At 70.9% G+C, this 14,447-nt stretch carries 13 protein-coding genes; 7 read left to right on the top strand and 6 right to left on the bottom strand.

All coding sequences use genetic code 11. The features are described 5' to 3' along the window. Window positions 1-155: 155 nt before the first annotated feature. The 5 genes from ACZ7L4_RS25630 to ACZ7L4_RS25650 are packed head-to-tail and all read left to right on the top strand — an operon-like array spanning window position 156 to window position 5,958. Window positions 156-1,592, top strand: coding sequence for an MFS transporter (locus tag ACZ7L4_RS25630; RefSeq protein WP_472105978.1), 1,437 nt, complete (start codon window positions 156-158; stop codon window positions 1,590-1,592). Further along, window positions 1,555-2,403 (top strand): FAD binding domain-containing protein, encoded by an 849-nt coding sequence (locus tag ACZ7L4_RS25635; protein WP_472105980.1) that lies wholly within the window; start codon window positions 1,555-1,557, stop codon window positions 2,401-2,403. Before ACZ7L4_RS25630 ends, ACZ7L4_RS25635 begins: the two co-directional genes overlap by 38 nt. Then, window positions 2,400-4,763: a xanthine dehydrogenase family protein molybdopterin-binding subunit gene (locus ACZ7L4_RS25640; RefSeq protein WP_472105982.1), complete on the top strand. Its 2,364-nt coding sequence runs from the start codon at window positions 2,400-2,402 to the stop codon at window positions 4,761-4,763. The genes ACZ7L4_RS25635 and ACZ7L4_RS25640 overlap by 4 nt, the downstream gene beginning before the upstream one ends. Then, on the top strand, window positions 4,760-5,299 hold the full coding sequence (locus ACZ7L4_RS25645) for a (2Fe-2S)-binding protein (RefSeq protein ID WP_472105984.1): 540 nt from the start codon (window positions 4,760-4,762) through the stop codon (window positions 5,297-5,299). The genes ACZ7L4_RS25640 and ACZ7L4_RS25645 overlap by 4 nt, the downstream gene beginning before the upstream one ends. Then, window positions 5,290-5,958 (top strand): SRPBCC family protein, encoded by a 669-nt coding sequence (locus ACZ7L4_RS25650; RefSeq protein WP_472105986.1) that lies wholly within the window; start codon window positions 5,290-5,292, stop codon window positions 5,956-5,958. The genes ACZ7L4_RS25645 and ACZ7L4_RS25650 overlap by 10 nt, the downstream gene beginning before the upstream one ends. A gap of 13 nt (window positions 5,959-5,971) precedes the next feature. On the opposite strand, the gene ACZ7L4_RS25655 is transcribed toward ACZ7L4_RS25650, so the two are convergent. Beyond that, complete coding sequence (locus tag ACZ7L4_RS25655) at window positions 5,972-6,724, bottom strand: IclR family transcriptional regulator (protein WP_472105988.1); 753 nt, start codon at window positions 6,722-6,724, stop codon at window positions 5,972-5,974. 63 nt (window positions 6,725-6,787) lie between these two features. Continuing rightward, a complete protein-coding gene (locus ACZ7L4_RS25660) occupies window positions 6,788-8,104 on the bottom strand; it encodes an MFS transporter (RefSeq protein ID WP_472105990.1) in 1,317 nt (438 codons plus the stop codon). A gap of 169 nt (window positions 8,105-8,273) precedes the next feature. On the opposite strand from ACZ7L4_RS25660, the gene ACZ7L4_RS25665 reads away from it, so the two are divergent. Continuing rightward, window positions 8,274-9,245, top strand: a complete 972-nt coding sequence (locus ACZ7L4_RS25665; RefSeq protein ID WP_472105992.1) for a 2-hydroxyacid dehydrogenase — start codon at window positions 8,274-8,276, stop codon at window positions 9,243-9,245. A gap of 35 nt (window positions 9,246-9,280) precedes the next feature. Here ACZ7L4_RS25665 and ACZ7L4_RS25670 read toward each other — a convergent pair whose 3' ends face one another. Continuing rightward, window positions 9,281-9,595 carry a carboxymuconolactone decarboxylase family protein gene (locus tag ACZ7L4_RS25670; RefSeq protein WP_472105994.1) on the bottom strand — a complete coding sequence of 105 codons (315 nt, stop codon included), beginning with the start codon at window positions 9,593-9,595 and terminating at the stop codon, window positions 9,281-9,283. A 134-nt stretch (window positions 9,596-9,729) separates the two neighbouring features. Between ACZ7L4_RS25670 and ACZ7L4_RS25675 the strand changes: the two genes are divergently transcribed. Further along, window positions 9,730-10,596, top strand: a complete 867-nt coding sequence (locus ACZ7L4_RS25675; protein ID WP_472105996.1) for a helix-turn-helix transcriptional regulator — start codon at window positions 9,730-9,732, stop codon at window positions 10,594-10,596. A gap of 165 nt (window positions 10,597-10,761) precedes the next feature. On the opposite strand, the gene ACZ7L4_RS25680 is transcribed toward ACZ7L4_RS25675, so the two are convergent. From ACZ7L4_RS25680 to ACZ7L4_RS25690, 3 genes are read right to left on the bottom strand one after another with little or no spacing between them, the layout of a single operon-like run. After that, window positions 10,762-12,261 carry a peptide MFS transporter gene (locus tag ACZ7L4_RS25680; RefSeq protein WP_472105998.1) on the bottom strand — a complete coding sequence of 500 codons (1,500 nt, stop codon included), beginning with the start codon at window positions 12,259-12,261 and terminating at the stop codon, window positions 10,762-10,764. Further along, a complete protein-coding gene (locus ACZ7L4_RS25685) occupies window positions 12,258-13,697 on the bottom strand; it encodes an NAD(P)/FAD-dependent oxidoreductase (protein ID WP_472106000.1) in 1,440 nt (479 codons plus the stop codon). The genes ACZ7L4_RS25680 and ACZ7L4_RS25685 overlap by 4 nt, the downstream gene beginning before the upstream one ends. Before the next feature lie 31 nt (window positions 13,698-13,728). Further along, window positions 13,729-14,301 (bottom strand): helix-turn-helix domain-containing protein, encoded by a 573-nt coding sequence (locus ACZ7L4_RS25690; protein WP_472106002.1) that lies wholly within the window; start codon window positions 14,299-14,301, stop codon window positions 13,729-13,731. Between the last annotated feature and the right edge of the window lie 146 nt (window positions 14,302-14,447).

Raw genomic sequence — 14,447 nt, forward strand, 5'->3', positions numbered from 1 at the left:
ACCCCTTGCCAAGGGCAATCGTACGTGCTCGGATTACCTTCATTCCCGGACAGCGCCGAACAGGCCCCGAATCGTTCGCGCACTGACGGTCCCACCGCACCGCCCCGCACACCTCCCGTCGCAGTTCGTCCCCGACACGACCCTGTGGAGCGCACGTGAGAACAGGCGATCAGATCGTTCAGGATCTCCCCTGGAGATGGAACGTCCAGGGAAAGATCTTCATCATCGGTGGTCTCGGCTACCTCTTCGACGCGTACGACATCGCCCTGAACGGCTTCCTGATGCCGCTCCTGGGCCAGCACTTCGACCTCTCCCTCGGCGCCCGAGGGCTCGTCGCCACCGCCAACCTGGTGGGCATGGCCGTCGGCGCCATCGCCTGGGGCGCGGTCGCCGACCGGATCGGCCGCAAGAAGGCGTTCAGCGTCACCCTGCTGATATTCGCCCTCTTCTCGGTCCTGGGCGCGCTCTCACCCACGTACCCCGTATTCCTGCTGCTGCGCTTCCTCGCGGGCGTCGGACTCGGTGGCTGCATCCCGGTCGACTACGCGCTGGTGGGCGAGTTCTCGCCGCGCAAGTACCGGGGCCGGATCCTCACCGCGCTCGACGCCTGGTGGCCGGTGGGTGTCACCTTGTGCGGCCTCGTGTCCACAGCCATGCTCACCCTCGACGGCAACTGGCGGTGGATGCTCGCCACCATGGTGCTGCCCGCGCTGCTGCTGTTCTGGGCGCGCCGCGGCATCCCCGAGTCACCCATCTACCTGACCAAGAAGGGCCGTGAGGCCGAGGCACGGGCCGTGATCGACGAGCTGGTGGCCCGTACGGGCGCGCCCGTCGAGCCGTACGTCATTCCCGAGCCGGTCCCGGACGAGGGTCCGCGCGGGGTGGCCGCGGCCGCCCAACAGCTGCGCAACATCTGGGCGTTCAGCCCGCGCATCACCTCGGCGGCCTGGCTGCTGTTCGCCACCATCATGCTCGTGTACTACGCGGCGCTGAGCTGGATGCCCTCGATCCTCAAGGAGGAGGGGCAGGGTGACACCGCGGCGTTCATGAGCACGACGCTGATGAGCGGTGTGGGCATCGTCGGTGTGCTCGCCTCGACGGCCCTGGTCGATCTGGTCGGCCGCAAGTGGCTGATCGGTGTCTCGGCCCCCGTCGCCTCGCTCGCCCTCGTGATCTTCGCGATCGTGCGGGACATGCCGACCGGCTCGGTCGTGACCATCGGTGTGTTCGGCTTCCTCGCCCAACTCGCCATCCCCGCCCTGTACGCGTACGTCTCCGAGCTGTACCCGACGGAGCTGCGGGCCAGCGGCTTCGGCTGGGCCTCCTCGGTCAGCCGGGCGCTCACCGGTTTCGCCCCGCTGCTCTTCGGCTCGGTGCTGTGGCCGCTGCTCGGCCTGCCGCTGACGTTCGCGGTGCTCGGCGCGGCCGTGCTCCTCGCCGTCGGCTGGATGGCCGTGGCGGCGCCGGAGACGAAGGGCCGGGAGCTGGACGACACGGACCAGGACGGCTCTCAACCGACACCGCGACAGGAAAACCAGGGAGACCAGGAGAACCATGAAACCAGCCCCCTTCGGCTATCACAGGGCTCGTGACGTCGACGGCGCCACGCGGCTCCTGGCCGAGCTCGGCGACGACGCGAAGGTCATCGCCGGCGGCCAGAGCCTGGTCGCCATGATGAACTTCAGGCTCGCGCGGCCCGGTCACCTGGTCGACATCGCCGGACTGCGTGAACTCCACGGGATGCGCCGTGACGCCACGGGCGCCCTGCACATCGGGGCGCTCACCACCCATCACACGGTGGAGAGCGACCCGGAGGGTGTGCTCGGTCACGAGTTCGCGGTGCTGCGCGAGGCCATGCGGTGGATCGGGCACCTGCCCATCCGTACGCGGGGCACCGTCGGCGGCAGCATCGCGCACGCCGACGCGACCGCCGAATGGTGTCTGCTCGCCCTCGCGCTGCGGGCGGAGTTCGTGGCCCGCGGTCCGCGCGGCGAGCGCCGGATCGCGGCCGGGGACTTCTTCCTCGGCTACTACACCAGCGTGCTCGACCCCGACGAACTGCTCGTCGAGATCGTCTTCCCGCGCCCCGCCCCGCACGCGGCGCTCACCGAGTTCGCCGAGCGCCAGGGCGACTTCGCGCTGGTCGCCGCGGCCGTCGACCTGGATGTGGAGGGCGGTTCGGCGCACGGCGGCCGGGTCGCACTCGGCGGGGTCGCTGCCTCGGTGGTCCGGGTGCCGGAGGCGGAGGCGGTACTCACGGGCGGCGGCACCTTCGCCGACTGCGCGGAGGCCGCGGCCGGCGCCGTCGAGCCCCCGTCGGACGCCTCGGGCAGCACGCACTACCGCAAGCAGCTCGTCCGCACGCTGGTCCTGCGTGCCTGTGAGGAGGCGATGAGCCGATGACACATCCGGCAGACACCACGGGGCAGTTGACCGGCCGGTCGGTGGCACGCCGCGAGGACCCGCGGCTGCTGTCCGGGCGCGGCCGGTTCGTCGACGACATCGCGCTGCCCGGCATGCTGCACGCCCAGTTCGTGCGCAGCACGGTCGCGCACGGCGAGCTGGCCTCCGTCGATCTGACGGCGGTGCGCGAGGTGCCGGGCGTGGTCGCGGCCTACACGGCCGAGGACCTGGACCTCACCGACATCACGGCCGAACTCGGCCGCCCGCGCACGGAGTTCGTGCCCACCGCGATGCCGGTGCTCGCCCGCGACCGGGTCCGCTACGTCGGCGAGCCCGTCGCCATCGTGGTGGCTCGGGACGCGTACGCGGCGGAGGACGGCCTGGAGGCGGCCAAGGTCCGCTACACGACGCTGCCTCCCGTGACCTGTGAGGACGAGGCCCTGGAGCCCGGCGCCCCGCTCGTCCACGAGGAGGCCGCGCGCAACACCCTCGTCGATGTGTCGTTGTTCGCCACGGACGGCATCGACGAGGTCTTCGACACCGCGGACTGTGTCGTGCGGGTCGAGTCCCGGACCGGCCGGCAGAACGCGCTGCCGCTGGAGACACGCGGCGCCGTCGCCCACTGGGACGACCGGGAGGAGCAGCTCGTCCTCAACACCTGCACCCAGGTCCCGCACCAGGTGCGGACGGTGGCCTCGCGCTGTCTGCGCCTGGACGAGCGGGCGGTGCGGGTCGTCGTGCCCGACATGGGCGGCGGCTTCGGCCAGAAATGCGTGGTGGGCCGCGAGGAGATCGCCGCCGCTGCCGCCGCGCTGCGGCTGCGCCGGCCGGTGAAGTGGATCGAGGACCGCAAGGACGCGCTGTCCGCCTCGTTCCTCGCCCGCGAGCAGCACTACGACGTGCGGGCCGCCTTCGACGCCGACGGACGCATCCTGGGGCTCGACGCGGACGTGGTGTGCGACATGGGCGCGTACTCCTGCTACCCGTTCACCGCCGGCATCGAGCCACTGATGGCGTCGGCGGAGATGCCCGGCGTCTACAAGGTGCCCGCCTACCGGGTGCGCGGCCGGGCGGTCACCACCAACAAGGCGCCCACCGCCCCGTACCGCGGGGTGAGCCGTCCGCAGTACGTGATGGTGATGGAGCGTCTCTTCGAGCGCGCCGCCCGGGAGTTGGGCCTCGACGCGGTCGAGCTGCGCCGCCGCAATGTCATCACCGAGTTCCCGTACACGGGCGTCAACAACATCACGTACGACCCGGGCTCCTACCTGGAGTCGCTGAACCTGTGCGAGCGGCTCGTCAAGGACGAGGGCTGGTACGAGAAGCAGGCCGCCGCCGCGGCCGAGGGGCGGTTCCTCGGCATCGGGTACTCCTGCTTCAGCGAGCGCACCGGCTACGGGTCCACGGCCTTCGCCCAGCGCAAGATGCAGGTGGTCCCCGGCTTCGACATCTCCGAGGTGCGGATGGACACCAGCGGGGCGGTCACCGTCACCAGCGGCACGATGAGCCACGGGCAGAGCCACGAGACGACGCTCGCACAGATCGCGGCGGACGAACTCGGCCTGGAACTCGGCAAGGTGAAGCTGCATCAGGGCGACACCGACCGGATCACGTACGGGTACGGCACCTTCGCCAGCCGCTCCGTCACCATCGGCGGAAGTGCGGTGCGGCTCGCCGCGGCCAAGCTCGGCGAGAAGCTGCGCCGGATCGCGGCGGCACTCTGGGAGACCGGCGCCGGCGAGGTGGAGATCACGCGCGGAGGTGTGCGGCGCGCGGACGGCACCGTCCTCACGTACGAGGAGCTGGCCGACATCGCGTACCTGCGCGCCCACCTGCTCCCCCGTGACATCGAGCCGGGGCTGAGCGCCACCGCCACCTTCGACGTGTTCAACGACGGCACCTTCTCCAACGCCACCCACGCGGTCGTCGTCGAACTCCACCAAGGCACCGGGCAGGTGGAGATCCTGCGGTACGTGTGCGTGGAGGACTGCGGCGTCGCCATCAACCCGCAGGTCGTGGAGGGGCAGTGCCGGGGCGGCATCGCCCAGGGCATCGCGGGCGCGCTCTTCGAGCAGGTGACGTACGACGCGCAGGGCGAGCCCTCGGCGACCAGCTTCATGGACTACAAGGTGCCGACCGCCCACGAGATCCCCGACGTGCTCATCCACCACCTCGAAACACCGTGCGCGTTCAACGAGACCGGTGCCAAGGGCGCGGGCGAGGGCGGCACCATCGGCGCGCCCGCCGCGGTCCTCAACGCCGTGAACGACGCGCTGCGCCCCACCGGCGTGGAACTGGATCACACCCCCGTGACGCCGGAGACCGTGCACCGCGCCCTGAACCTGGAGCCCTCCGCATGACCACCACCCCGGACAACCTGCTGCTGCTCACGCTGAACGTCAACGGCGAGGAGCACGAGGTGATCACCGAGCCGCGCCGCACGCTCGTCGACGTGCTCCGCCACGATCTGCGGCTGACCGGTACCCATGTCGGCTGCGAACACGGCATCTGCGGGGCCTGCACGGTCCTGGTCGACGAGCGGCCCGCGCGGGCCTGCCTGATGTTCGCCGCGCAGGCCGAGGGCGCCCGGATCCGCACGGTCGAGTCCCTCGCGGACCCGTCGACCGGTGAACTGGGCGATCTGCAACGCTCGTTCACCGAGCACCACGGCCTGCAGTGCGGCTTCTGCACACCCGGTTTCCTGATGCTCGCGGACGGGTTCCTCGCCGAACGCCCGGAGGCGACCAAGGAGGAGATCCGGGAGGTCGTGGCCGCCAACCTGTGCCGGTGCACCGGCTACCAGACCATCGTCGAGGCCATCGGCTCCTGCGCCACGGCCCGCCGCGCCGGCTGCGCCAAGACCTGCACCGCGAACGAGGAGACAGCATGCAGCTGACCAACACCGTCGTCGTCAACGCCGCCCCGGACGCGGTGTTCGCGCTCGTCAGCGACGTGGAGAAGGTGGCGTCCTGCATGCCGGGCGCGACGCTGGACGGCCGGGACGGCGATGCCTGGCGCGGCACCGTCAAGGTCAAGGTGGGCCCGATCGGTGCCGCGTACGCGGGGACGGTGCGGTTCCTGGAGGTCGACGCGGAGAAGCGCCGGCTGCGGGTGCACGCCAGTGGCGCCGACACCCACGGCAACGGTGACGCCGAGGCCGAGGTGGTCCTGGACATCGAGGAGGCGCCGGAGGGTGCGCGCCTCCAGCTGAGCACCGATCTGCTGATCCGCGGGAAGCTGGCCCAGTTCGGCAAGGGCGCGATCGCCACGGTCTCGGACCGGATCCTTCAGCAGTTCGCGCAGAACCTCGGGAACCTGCTCCTCGGCCAGGAGCCCACCACCGGCGCGGTCCCCGCCGCGGCCACCCAGTCCAAGACCTCGACCGCCGCGCCCGCACCCGCCGAACTCGACGGCCTGTCGCTCGTCGCGGGGCCCCTCCTGGCCAAGTACGGCCCGGTCGCCGCGGGCCTCGCCGTCGGGCTGTTCCAGGGCTGGATGCTCGGGAAACTGCGGGCCCAGTCGGCCCAGCTGAAGGACCTGCGCCGCCAACGGTGACGCGTGCGTACGGTCATCTGCCGTACGCCGCCGCCTCCCGCGCCGCCGTCCGCAGCAGCGGCACCATGTCGTGGAGTTCCTCGCGGCCGGTGAGGACGACGGTGGCGCCGAGGGAGAGGGCGAGCTGGGGCGGCCCGCCGTCCGGGTCGGTGGCGGGGACGCACACGGCGATGGAGCGGACCCCGCGCTCGTTCTCTTCCTCGGCCTCCGCCCAGCCGAGCTTCCGGACGCGGTCCAGTTCGGCCCGCAGCTCGTCCGGGTCACTGATCGTGTTGGGCGCGCTGCGCGGCAGCGGTCCCGCGAGCAGGCGCTCCCGGTCGGCCTCGGTCCTGGCGGCGACGAGGGCCTTGCCCATCGACGTGGCGTGCCACGGGTTGCGGGTGCCCTCGTCGCTGCGCAGTTGCAGGTGCTGGCTGCCCTGCACGGAGCGGACGAGGAGGACCTGGTCGCCGTCGAGGATGCCCGCGATGACGACCAGTCCGGTGCGCTCGGCCAACTGCCGCATGGGGCCGAGCAGATGGTTGTACCCGGCCGGGGTGCGGTGGAAGCCGTGCGCCAGCTCCAGGGCGCGCAGTCCGAGCGCGTAGGTGCGGGCGCTGGGGTCGTGGACGACGAAGCCCTCTTCGGTCATCCGGGCGAGCAGCCGGTGGGCGCTGCTCACCGGCAGCTCCGCGGCGCGCGCGGCGGCGCTGACGCCGAGCCCCTCGGGGTGCCGGGAGAGCGTGGTCAGCAGCCTGAGCCCCCGGCCGAGCATGTCATCCGCCATCGTTCACGCCCTCCCCCACCTGTGGTTTCGTCGCCGAGTCGGTTGCCCGGTCGCTGCCGAAGCTTACGCGGCGTGCGTCTCGCCGACCTTGGCAGCCGCTTCCTCGAGCGCCTTGGGCCGCCGTACGAAGGCCATCAGCGCGGCCGAGACGAGCGTGCCGATCGCCATGACGGCGAAGGCCCCCATGTCACCCATGGAACTGCCGCGGATCCAGCCGACGAGGTACGTGCCGACGAACGAGCCGAGGGCGCCGAAGGAGTTGACGAGGGCGACGGCCGCGCCGGAGACGTTCTTGGGCGCCTGGTCGGCGACGAGCGCGAAGTAGGGGCCGTAGGGCGCGTACAGGCACAGGCCGGCGACGATCAGGAGCACGAAGGACATCGCGAACGAGGAGTGCGCGAGGTAGGAGCCGTACAGCGTGACGGCCGCGACCACCAGCCAGGGCCAGATCGCCACGCGGCGCCGGCCGCTGCGGTCGGAGAGCTGGGAATTGACGAGCATCGCGATCGAGGCGAAGAGGTACGGGACCGCGGAGAGCAGCCCCGTGGCGCCGATGCCCTGCCCCGAGGCCTCCTTGATGATGGAGGGCAGCCAGAACACGAAGCCGTACACGCCGATCGACCAGCAGAAGTACTGGGCGGCCAGGATGAGGACGGGGCGCGAGGAGAGCACCTTGCGGTACTCGGCGGTGCGGGCCACGGCGACGGTCGGCTCCTTGGCCAACTCCGCTTCCAGCTCGGCCCGTTCGTTCTCGGCAAGCCATCCGGCCTCCTCGGGGTGATCCTTGATCATCTTGAGGCAGAGCAGGCCCCACAGCACGGCAGGGAAGCCCTCGATGATGAACATCTCGCGCCAGCTGGTGGCCTCGATGAGCAGCCCGGAGACGGCGGAGAGCCACATCACGGTGACGGGGTTGCCCAGGATCAGGAAGGTGTTGGCGCGGCCGCGCTCGCGCTGGGTGAACCAGCGGCCGAGCAACATCACCATCGACGGCATCACGGCACCCTCGACCACGCCCAGCAGGAAGCGGACGGCGACGAGGAGTGTCGGGCTGTGCAGGAGGCCCTGGACGGCGGCGAGCAGTCCCCAGGCGATGGTCGAGTACGCGACGAGGCGGCGGGCGCTGCGGCGTTCGGCGTAGATGGTGCCGGGGATCTGGAAGAAGAAGTAGCCCAGGAAGAAGGAGGCGGCGACCAGCGCGTCCATGCCGCTGGACATGTGGAGGTCATCGGCCATGCCGCCGGCCGAGCCGATCGAGTAGTTCGAGCGGTCCAGATACGCCAGCGAGTAGGTGACGAACGCGATCGGGATCATGTGCTTGGTCCGCGTGGACGACCAGAATCCACTGCCGCGTGCGGCGCGGGACGACGTCGCTGTCATCCGTCACACCTCCTGTTTTCCGTGAGGGTTTTCCGAGACACTTTTCCGTGGGGCGGAAAGTGTTCTGTGGGACGGAAAGACGTTAGGGTCGGGACGTCGTCAGGTCAACAGCCTTGACGCAGCCGTGATTTGCCGCGCTTCGGACAATGCCGCCAGGAAAGGTGCATGTATGCCCAACCATGACTCCACCCGCATGTCCCCCCACATCGGCGGCCGTTCCGAGGCACCGGACGTGCTGGTGCCCTGGCCCGGACTCGACCGCGCGCACGGCCCGTGGCCGGACGGTGTGCGCGTGCATGTGTGGGACGGGGTGTCTCCGGTCGGGCTCGACGCGGAGCAGCTCGCCCGGATCGGCTACTGGGTGATGCCGTACGCGACGCCCGAGGCCACGAAGCTGCTCCCTGAGCTCCCGGGGCTGCGCGCCGTGCAGTCGTTGAGCGCCGGCGTGGAGAAGCTGCGGCCACTCCTTCCCGAGGGGGTGGCGCTGCACAACGGGCGCGGGCTGCACGACGCGAGCGCCGCCGAGCACGCCCTCGCGCTCACGCTCGCCGCGCAGCGCGATCTGCCGCGGTGGGTGCGCGATCAGGACGGGGGCCGCTGGGAGCCGCACTTCACGCGTTCCCTCGCGGACTCGCGGGTGGCGATCGTGGGCTACGGGTCCATCGGCGCGGCGCTCGAACAGCGGCTGCTCGCGTGCGAGGCGACCGTCGTGCGCGTGGCCCGCCGCGCCCGCCCGGAGAGCGACGTGCACGCGGTCACGGACCTTCCGGAGCTGCTGCCCACGGTGGACATCGCGGTGCTCGTGCTGCCGGAGAATCCCTCCACGGTGGGCCTGTTCGGCGCGGCCGAACTCGCCGCGCTCCCGGACGACGCGCTCGTCGTCAACATCGGCCGCGGCCGCACCCTGGACCCCGACGCCCTGCTCGCCGAGGCCCGCACCGGCCGGCTCCGCGCAGCCCTCGACGTCACATCCCCCGAGCCGCTCCCCGCCGACCACCCGCTGCGCGCGCTGCCGGGTGTCCTCATCACGCCGCACGTGGGCGGAGGCTCGGCGGCGTTCCGGCCGCGCGCCGAGCGCCTGATCGTCGAGCAGGTACGCCGCTGGGCGGGCGGCGAGGCGCTGGTCAACGAGATGGAGTAGGCCTCGGCCGCGGCGCCGTTCGCGTCACTACCCGTTCACGCGGTTTCAGTGATCGTCTTGAGCTGGTTGATCGCGGTCATGGCGTTGGGCCAGCCCGCGTAGAACGCCAGGTGGGTGATGGCCTCGGACAGTTCCTCGACGGTCAGGCCGTTCTCCAGGGCGACGCCGAGGTGGTAGCCGAGCTGCTCGCCGCGGTAGAGCGCCGCGAGCACGCTGACGGTGACCAGGCTGCGGTCGCGGGGCGAGAGGCCCGGCCGCTCCCAGACGTCGCCGAACAGGACGTCGTTGGTGACCTCGACGAGCTTCGGGGCGATCCCGGCGAGCTCCTGCGGGGCGGACTGCTTGGGCATGTTCCTTCTCCTCCATATGGTGACGTGACTGCCGATGTCGAGGAAACCGCAGGTCACGAGGGTGGAGAAGGTCCTGTCGTTACGGGTACTGACAGGACCCCCCACATGTGTCCGAGCCGTCCTAGCCTGGAAACGTGAGCACCGAGAGCGACATCCGCGAGTTCCTGGCCTCCCGACGCGCCAAGATCACCCCGCAGCAGGCGGGGCTGCCCGCGTTCGGCGGGAATCGGCGGGTGCCGGGGCTGCGCCGCGAGGAGGTGGCGATGCTCGCGGGGGTGAGCATCGACTACTACGTGCGGCTGGAGCGCGGGCACCTGGCCGGCGCCTCCGAGGAGGTCCTCGACGCCCTCGCGCGCGCCCTCCAGCTCGACGACGCCGAGCGCGCGCACCTGTACGACCTGGCACGCGCCGCCGCGAAGCGCCCCGCCCGCCGCTCCAGGCGCAGCCGCGGCCCCCTGCCGGACAGCGTGGTGCGTGTGCTGAACTCCATGAGCGACTGCCCGGCCTTCATCCGCAACGGCCGCCTGGACATCCTCGCCGCCAACCCGCTGTGCCGCGCCCTCTACGGCCCGCTCTACGCCGACGTGTCCCGGCAGCCGGTCAACATCGCCCGCTTCCAGTTCCTCGACCCGGCGGGGCGCGACTTCTTCCCCGAGTGGGAGGAGTCGGTGAACACCACGGTGTCCCTGCTGCGCACCGAGGCCGGGCGGGCTCCCGGCGACAGTGAGCTGACCGGCCTGATCGGTGAACTCGTCACCCGCAGCGACGAGTTCCGCGTGGCGTGGGCCAAGCACAACGTGCGCCTGCACCGCACCGGCCGCAAGTCCTTCCGCCACCCCGCCGTCGGCGAGCTCACCCTGGACTTCGACGCCATGGAGCTCCCCGCCCAGCCGGGCCTCACCCTCACCGCGTACAGCAGCGCCCCGAACACCCCCGACCAGGACAAGCTGCGGTTGCTGGCGGCGTGGGCGGCGACACCGGAGACACCGGTCGAGCAGTAGCGACACCAGCGCGCCCCACCCAGGGTGGCACCACTCACACCTCGAACATACCCCCGGGGGTAGTCATGTACGGTGAATGACATACCCCCCGAGGGTAAGGCTTCCGGGCGCTTCGCAGCGAAGGAGCCGTCACCGGAGGCCCGGCGTGAGCGCAGGCCGCCCCGCTCAGCCCTCCAGACCCGCGTTCAGCAGCCGTCCCAGCGGCTTGCGGGCGGCGATCAGCGCGAGGCCGAGCCCGATGCCGCACACGGCCGTGATGGTGAAGTACGAGGCGTTGTCGATCGCGGTGAACAGTTGGCCGAGCAGGCCCGCGAGCGAGGACCCCAGGGCGAGCGTGAGGAAGTTGAGGCCGACCATCTGGGAGCGGAAGGTCGACGGGCCGATACGGGTGGCGAGGGAGAGCCCGATGGGGCCGACGAAGACCTCCGAGGAACCGGCCGCCGCCATGAACACGAGGATGAGCAACAGCGGGATCTCCGCGTTCCCCGTGGCCTCGGACAGGATCAGCAGGAACAGGTAGGCGCAGCCGATCTGGGTCAGACCGATGGCGACCTTGGTCACCGGTCCGGGCTGGCGGTCGCCCATCCTGGTCCACAGGCGCGCGATCAGCGGCGTGATGAGCACGGCCGCCAGCGGGCTGACCGTGGTGATCCAGGCGACGGGGAAGGTCCAGCCGCCGATGTGCAGGTCGATGCGTTCCGTGATGAGGATCGAGATCGCGGTGAACTTCTGGAAGAGGAAGCCGAAGTAGATCCCGGAGGCCAGGAACAACGGCAGATAGCCGAGCACGCGGCGGCGCTCGTCGCGGCTGACCGTCTTCGAGGTGGTCATGGTCAGGAAGTAGACCGCGGCGGCCACGAGCGCGGACACCGTCACCACCGTGGAGAGGTTCTCCGCCCGCAGCAGCCCGGCGCCGACCGCGCCGGCGACCACCGCCAGGAAGCCGACCGCCACGAGCGCGGCCAGCGGCCGACGGCCCGCAGGGAGCGGGTTGTTGACGGTGTGGGCCCGCGCGGGCAGGTGCTTCATCGACACGAGGTACTGGACAAGGGCGCCGGCCATCCCGATCGCCGCGAGTCCGAAGCCGTAGTGGAAACCGAGCTCGTTCTGCGCGAGACCCGTGGTGAGCGGGCCGACCACCGCGCCGATGTTGATGGCCATGTAGAAGTACGTGAATCCGGCGTCGCGGTAGCGCTCGTCGGGGTGCTGGTCGAGGACGAAGCCCACGATCGAGGTGATGTTCGTCTTCAGGGCACCGGTGCCGAGCACGATGCACACCAGACCGGTGGCGAGCCCGGTGAGGCCAGGCGCGAACGCGAGCACCACGTGTCCCGCGGTGATGACCACGGCTCCGTACAGCACCATGTTCCGCGGGCTGACGAGCCGGTCGCCCAGCCAGGAGCCGAGGATCTGCGAGAGGTACACCGCGCCGCCGTACGCGCCGACGATGCCGGAGGCGACGGCCGGGTCGAGCGCGAGGCCGCCGTCGGCCACCTTGTACAGCAGGTAGAAGGAGAGGATGCCCTGCAGGCCGTAGAACGAATAGCGTTCCCACAGTTCGGTGAAGGCCATGCTCCACAGGCCGCGCCGCAGGGTGGGCGTCTCGCCCGGCTCCTGGTGGGTGTCCTGGTGAACCGCCGTGTGCGGGGCGGGCGTTCCGGTCATTCGCTGAGTCCTGCCAATCTCGAACCGACACGGGCGATGAGCGAGGTGCTGTGGGAGTGCCGCTTCTCCTCCCAGCGGTCGGCGACGCCGAACAGCCGGTACATCGCGTGGACGCCGATCCAGCGCAGCGGTTCGGGTTCCCAGCGGCCCGAGTCGTGGTCGTTCCACGGCAGCCGCGTCAGGTCGGTGTCCCGCCCCTCGGCGCGGTCCAGGAGGGTGCGGGCGGCGAGCTGGGTGGCCGTGACACCGTGCCCGGCGAAGCCGCGGACGACACCGATGCGGGTGGCCGGGTCGAAGGTGACACCGGCACACCAGTCGCGGGTGACACCGATCGCGCCGCGCCAGGCGTGGTCGACGGTGAACCGCACGTCGGGGAAGAAGAGCCGGATCCGCTCGCTCAGGGTGCGCACCGTGCGGGCGTCCACGCGGCCCTCTCCGGGTGTGCCGGAGTTGAACGCGTAGGGCGTGCCGCGGCCGCCGATGGCGATGCGGCCGTCCTCGGTGCGCTGGGCGTAGACGAAGGTGTGGGCGGCGTCGCCCAGGCACTCCCGCCCCTGCCAGCCGATCCGCTCCCACACGTCGTCGGGGAGCCGATTGGTCACGATCATCGAGGAGTTGACCGGGATGACCTCGCGGGCGCCGAGCGCGGGGACATCGCTGTCGACCTGTCCGGAATACGCTTCCAGGCACGTCAGGACGGTCGTGGCGCGCACGGTGCCGCGTGGCGTGGTGACGGCTCCGGGCGCGATGCGGGTGGCGCGGGTGTGTTCCAGGATGCGTACGCCCTTGGCGGTCACGACGTCGGCGAGTCCGTGGACGAGCTTGGCGGGGTCGACGCGCGCCGTGGTGCGGGTGTGCAGTCCGCCGAGCGCGGGGCCGATGGCGATGCGCTTCTTGACGGCTTCGGCGTCGAGGAGTTCGAGGTCGTCGGCGCGGTAGCCGCTCGCGAGGTCGGCGGCGTGGGTGCGTTCGAGGCGCTTCATCGCGGCGGGGGTGGTGGCGACGCGCAGGTGTCCGCCGCGGTGCTGGTCCGCCCTGATGCCCTCGTCGTCGAGGACGCGCAGGACGTCGTCGACGGCGCCGTCCATCGCGCGCTGGAAGTCGGCGACGGCGGCGGCGCCGTCCCGGCCCCGCTTGCGTGCGGCCTTCGCGTAGACGGCGCGGTTGCCGGGGATGAGCGGGGAGAGCCAGCCGCCGTTGCGGCCCGAGGCGCCGTAGCCGACCTCTTCGGCCTCGAGGACGGTGATCTTCGCGGTGGGGTTCCGCAGGGCGGCGTGGTACGCGGCCCAGAGGCCGGTGAGCCCGCCGCCGACGATGACGAAGTCCTGCGTGGCTGCCGGCAGTTGCTGATTGCGTTCAGGAGGGGTGCCCGCGATGCGGGACGCCTTCATCCAGTGCGATATCTCGCCGTTGCGGTGGGCGGTCGCGGGTTTCACGGGTGGCTCCTTCGTACGCTGTCGGGCGCTCTCAGTAGGTGGGTGGCGCCATCGCCCACAGGACCCTGGCCTCGTCCGTGCCCGTGGCCTCGGCGACGCGGTGGGGGTCGCTGCTGCGGTAGTGGATGGAGTCGAGGGCGGAGAGCCGATGGTGCTGGCCGCGCACCCACACGTCGACCTCGCCGGTCAGGACGAGCAGCAACTCCTCGGAACTGCCGTGGGTGTAGGGCTCGACGCCCGTGGAGCCACCGGCCGCGAAGTGGCCGAGGAGGACTTCGAGGTGGTCGAAGGCCCCGGGCGTGAGCTTGATCTTCGTGGCACCCTCGCCGAACGCCATCCCGTGGGTGTCACGGAACCGCAGGACGGGCCCGGACGCACTTCCGGCCTGGTCGAACAGGTCACCCACCGTCAGTTTCAGTACCTCGCACAGCCGTTGGAGCGTGCGCACGCTCGCGTTCGCCTGATCGCGCTCGACCTGCGAGAGGTACCCCTCGGTGAGGCCCGTCCGCTCGGCCACTTCCTTCAGGGTGAGATGCAGTGCCTTCCGCCGACGGCGCAGCCGTGCGCCGACCTCGGCCGGGGGGCCGGAGTGATCGTTCGCCATGGCCGGAACCTAACAAGCCTTTTCCGGTACAACAATGGGTTGTGCTGCCATCAATTTTTTCTTTACTGCACGGCCGTTTACTTGCCCACTGGGAAAGTCATGCGTAACTTTCCTCCTGGGAAAGTCGAGCGTGGACGGGAGGGCGA

This window comes from Streptomyces sp. NPDC107575 (assembly GCF_055657265.1).

Bases quoted from the DNA above. Each gene is read 5' to 3' on its own strand.
- ACZ7L4_RS25635 (WP_472105980.1), top strand. From the start codon at position 1,555: ATGAAACCAGCCCCCTTCGGCTATCACAGGGCTCGTGACGTCGACGGC.
- ACZ7L4_RS25645 (WP_472105984.1), top strand. From the start codon at position 4,760: ATGACCACCACCCCGGACAACCTGCTGCTGCTCACGCTGAACGTCAAC.
- ACZ7L4_RS25650 (WP_472105986.1), top strand. From the start codon at position 5,290: ATGCAGCTGACCAACACCGTCGTCGTCAACGCCGCCCCGGACGCGGTG.
- ACZ7L4_RS25670 (WP_472105994.1), bottom strand. From the start codon at position 9,595: ATGCCCAAGCAGTCCGCCCCGCAGGAGCTCGCCGGGATCGCCCCGAAG.
- ACZ7L4_RS25660 (WP_472105990.1), bottom strand. From the start codon at position 8,104: ATGACAGCGACGTCGTCCCGCGCCGCACGCGGCAGTGGATTCTGGTCG.
- ACZ7L4_RS25690 (WP_472106002.1), bottom strand. From the start codon at position 14,301: ATGGCGAACGATCACTCCGGCCCCCCGGCCGAGGTCGGCGCACGGCTG.
- ACZ7L4_RS25655 (WP_472105988.1), bottom strand. From the start codon at position 6,724: ATGGCGGATGACATGCTCGGCCGGGGGCTCAGGCTGCTGACCACGCTC.
- ACZ7L4_RS25640 (WP_472105982.1), top strand. From the start codon at position 2,400: ATGACACATCCGGCAGACACCACGGGGCAGTTGACCGGCCGGTCGGTG.
- ACZ7L4_RS25665 (WP_472105992.1), top strand. From the start codon at position 8,274: ATGCCCAACCATGACTCCACCCGCATGTCCCCCCACATCGGCGGCCGT.
- ACZ7L4_RS25680 (WP_472105998.1), bottom strand. From the start codon at position 12,261: ATGACCGGAACGCCCGCCCCGCACACGGCGGTTCACCAGGACACCCAC.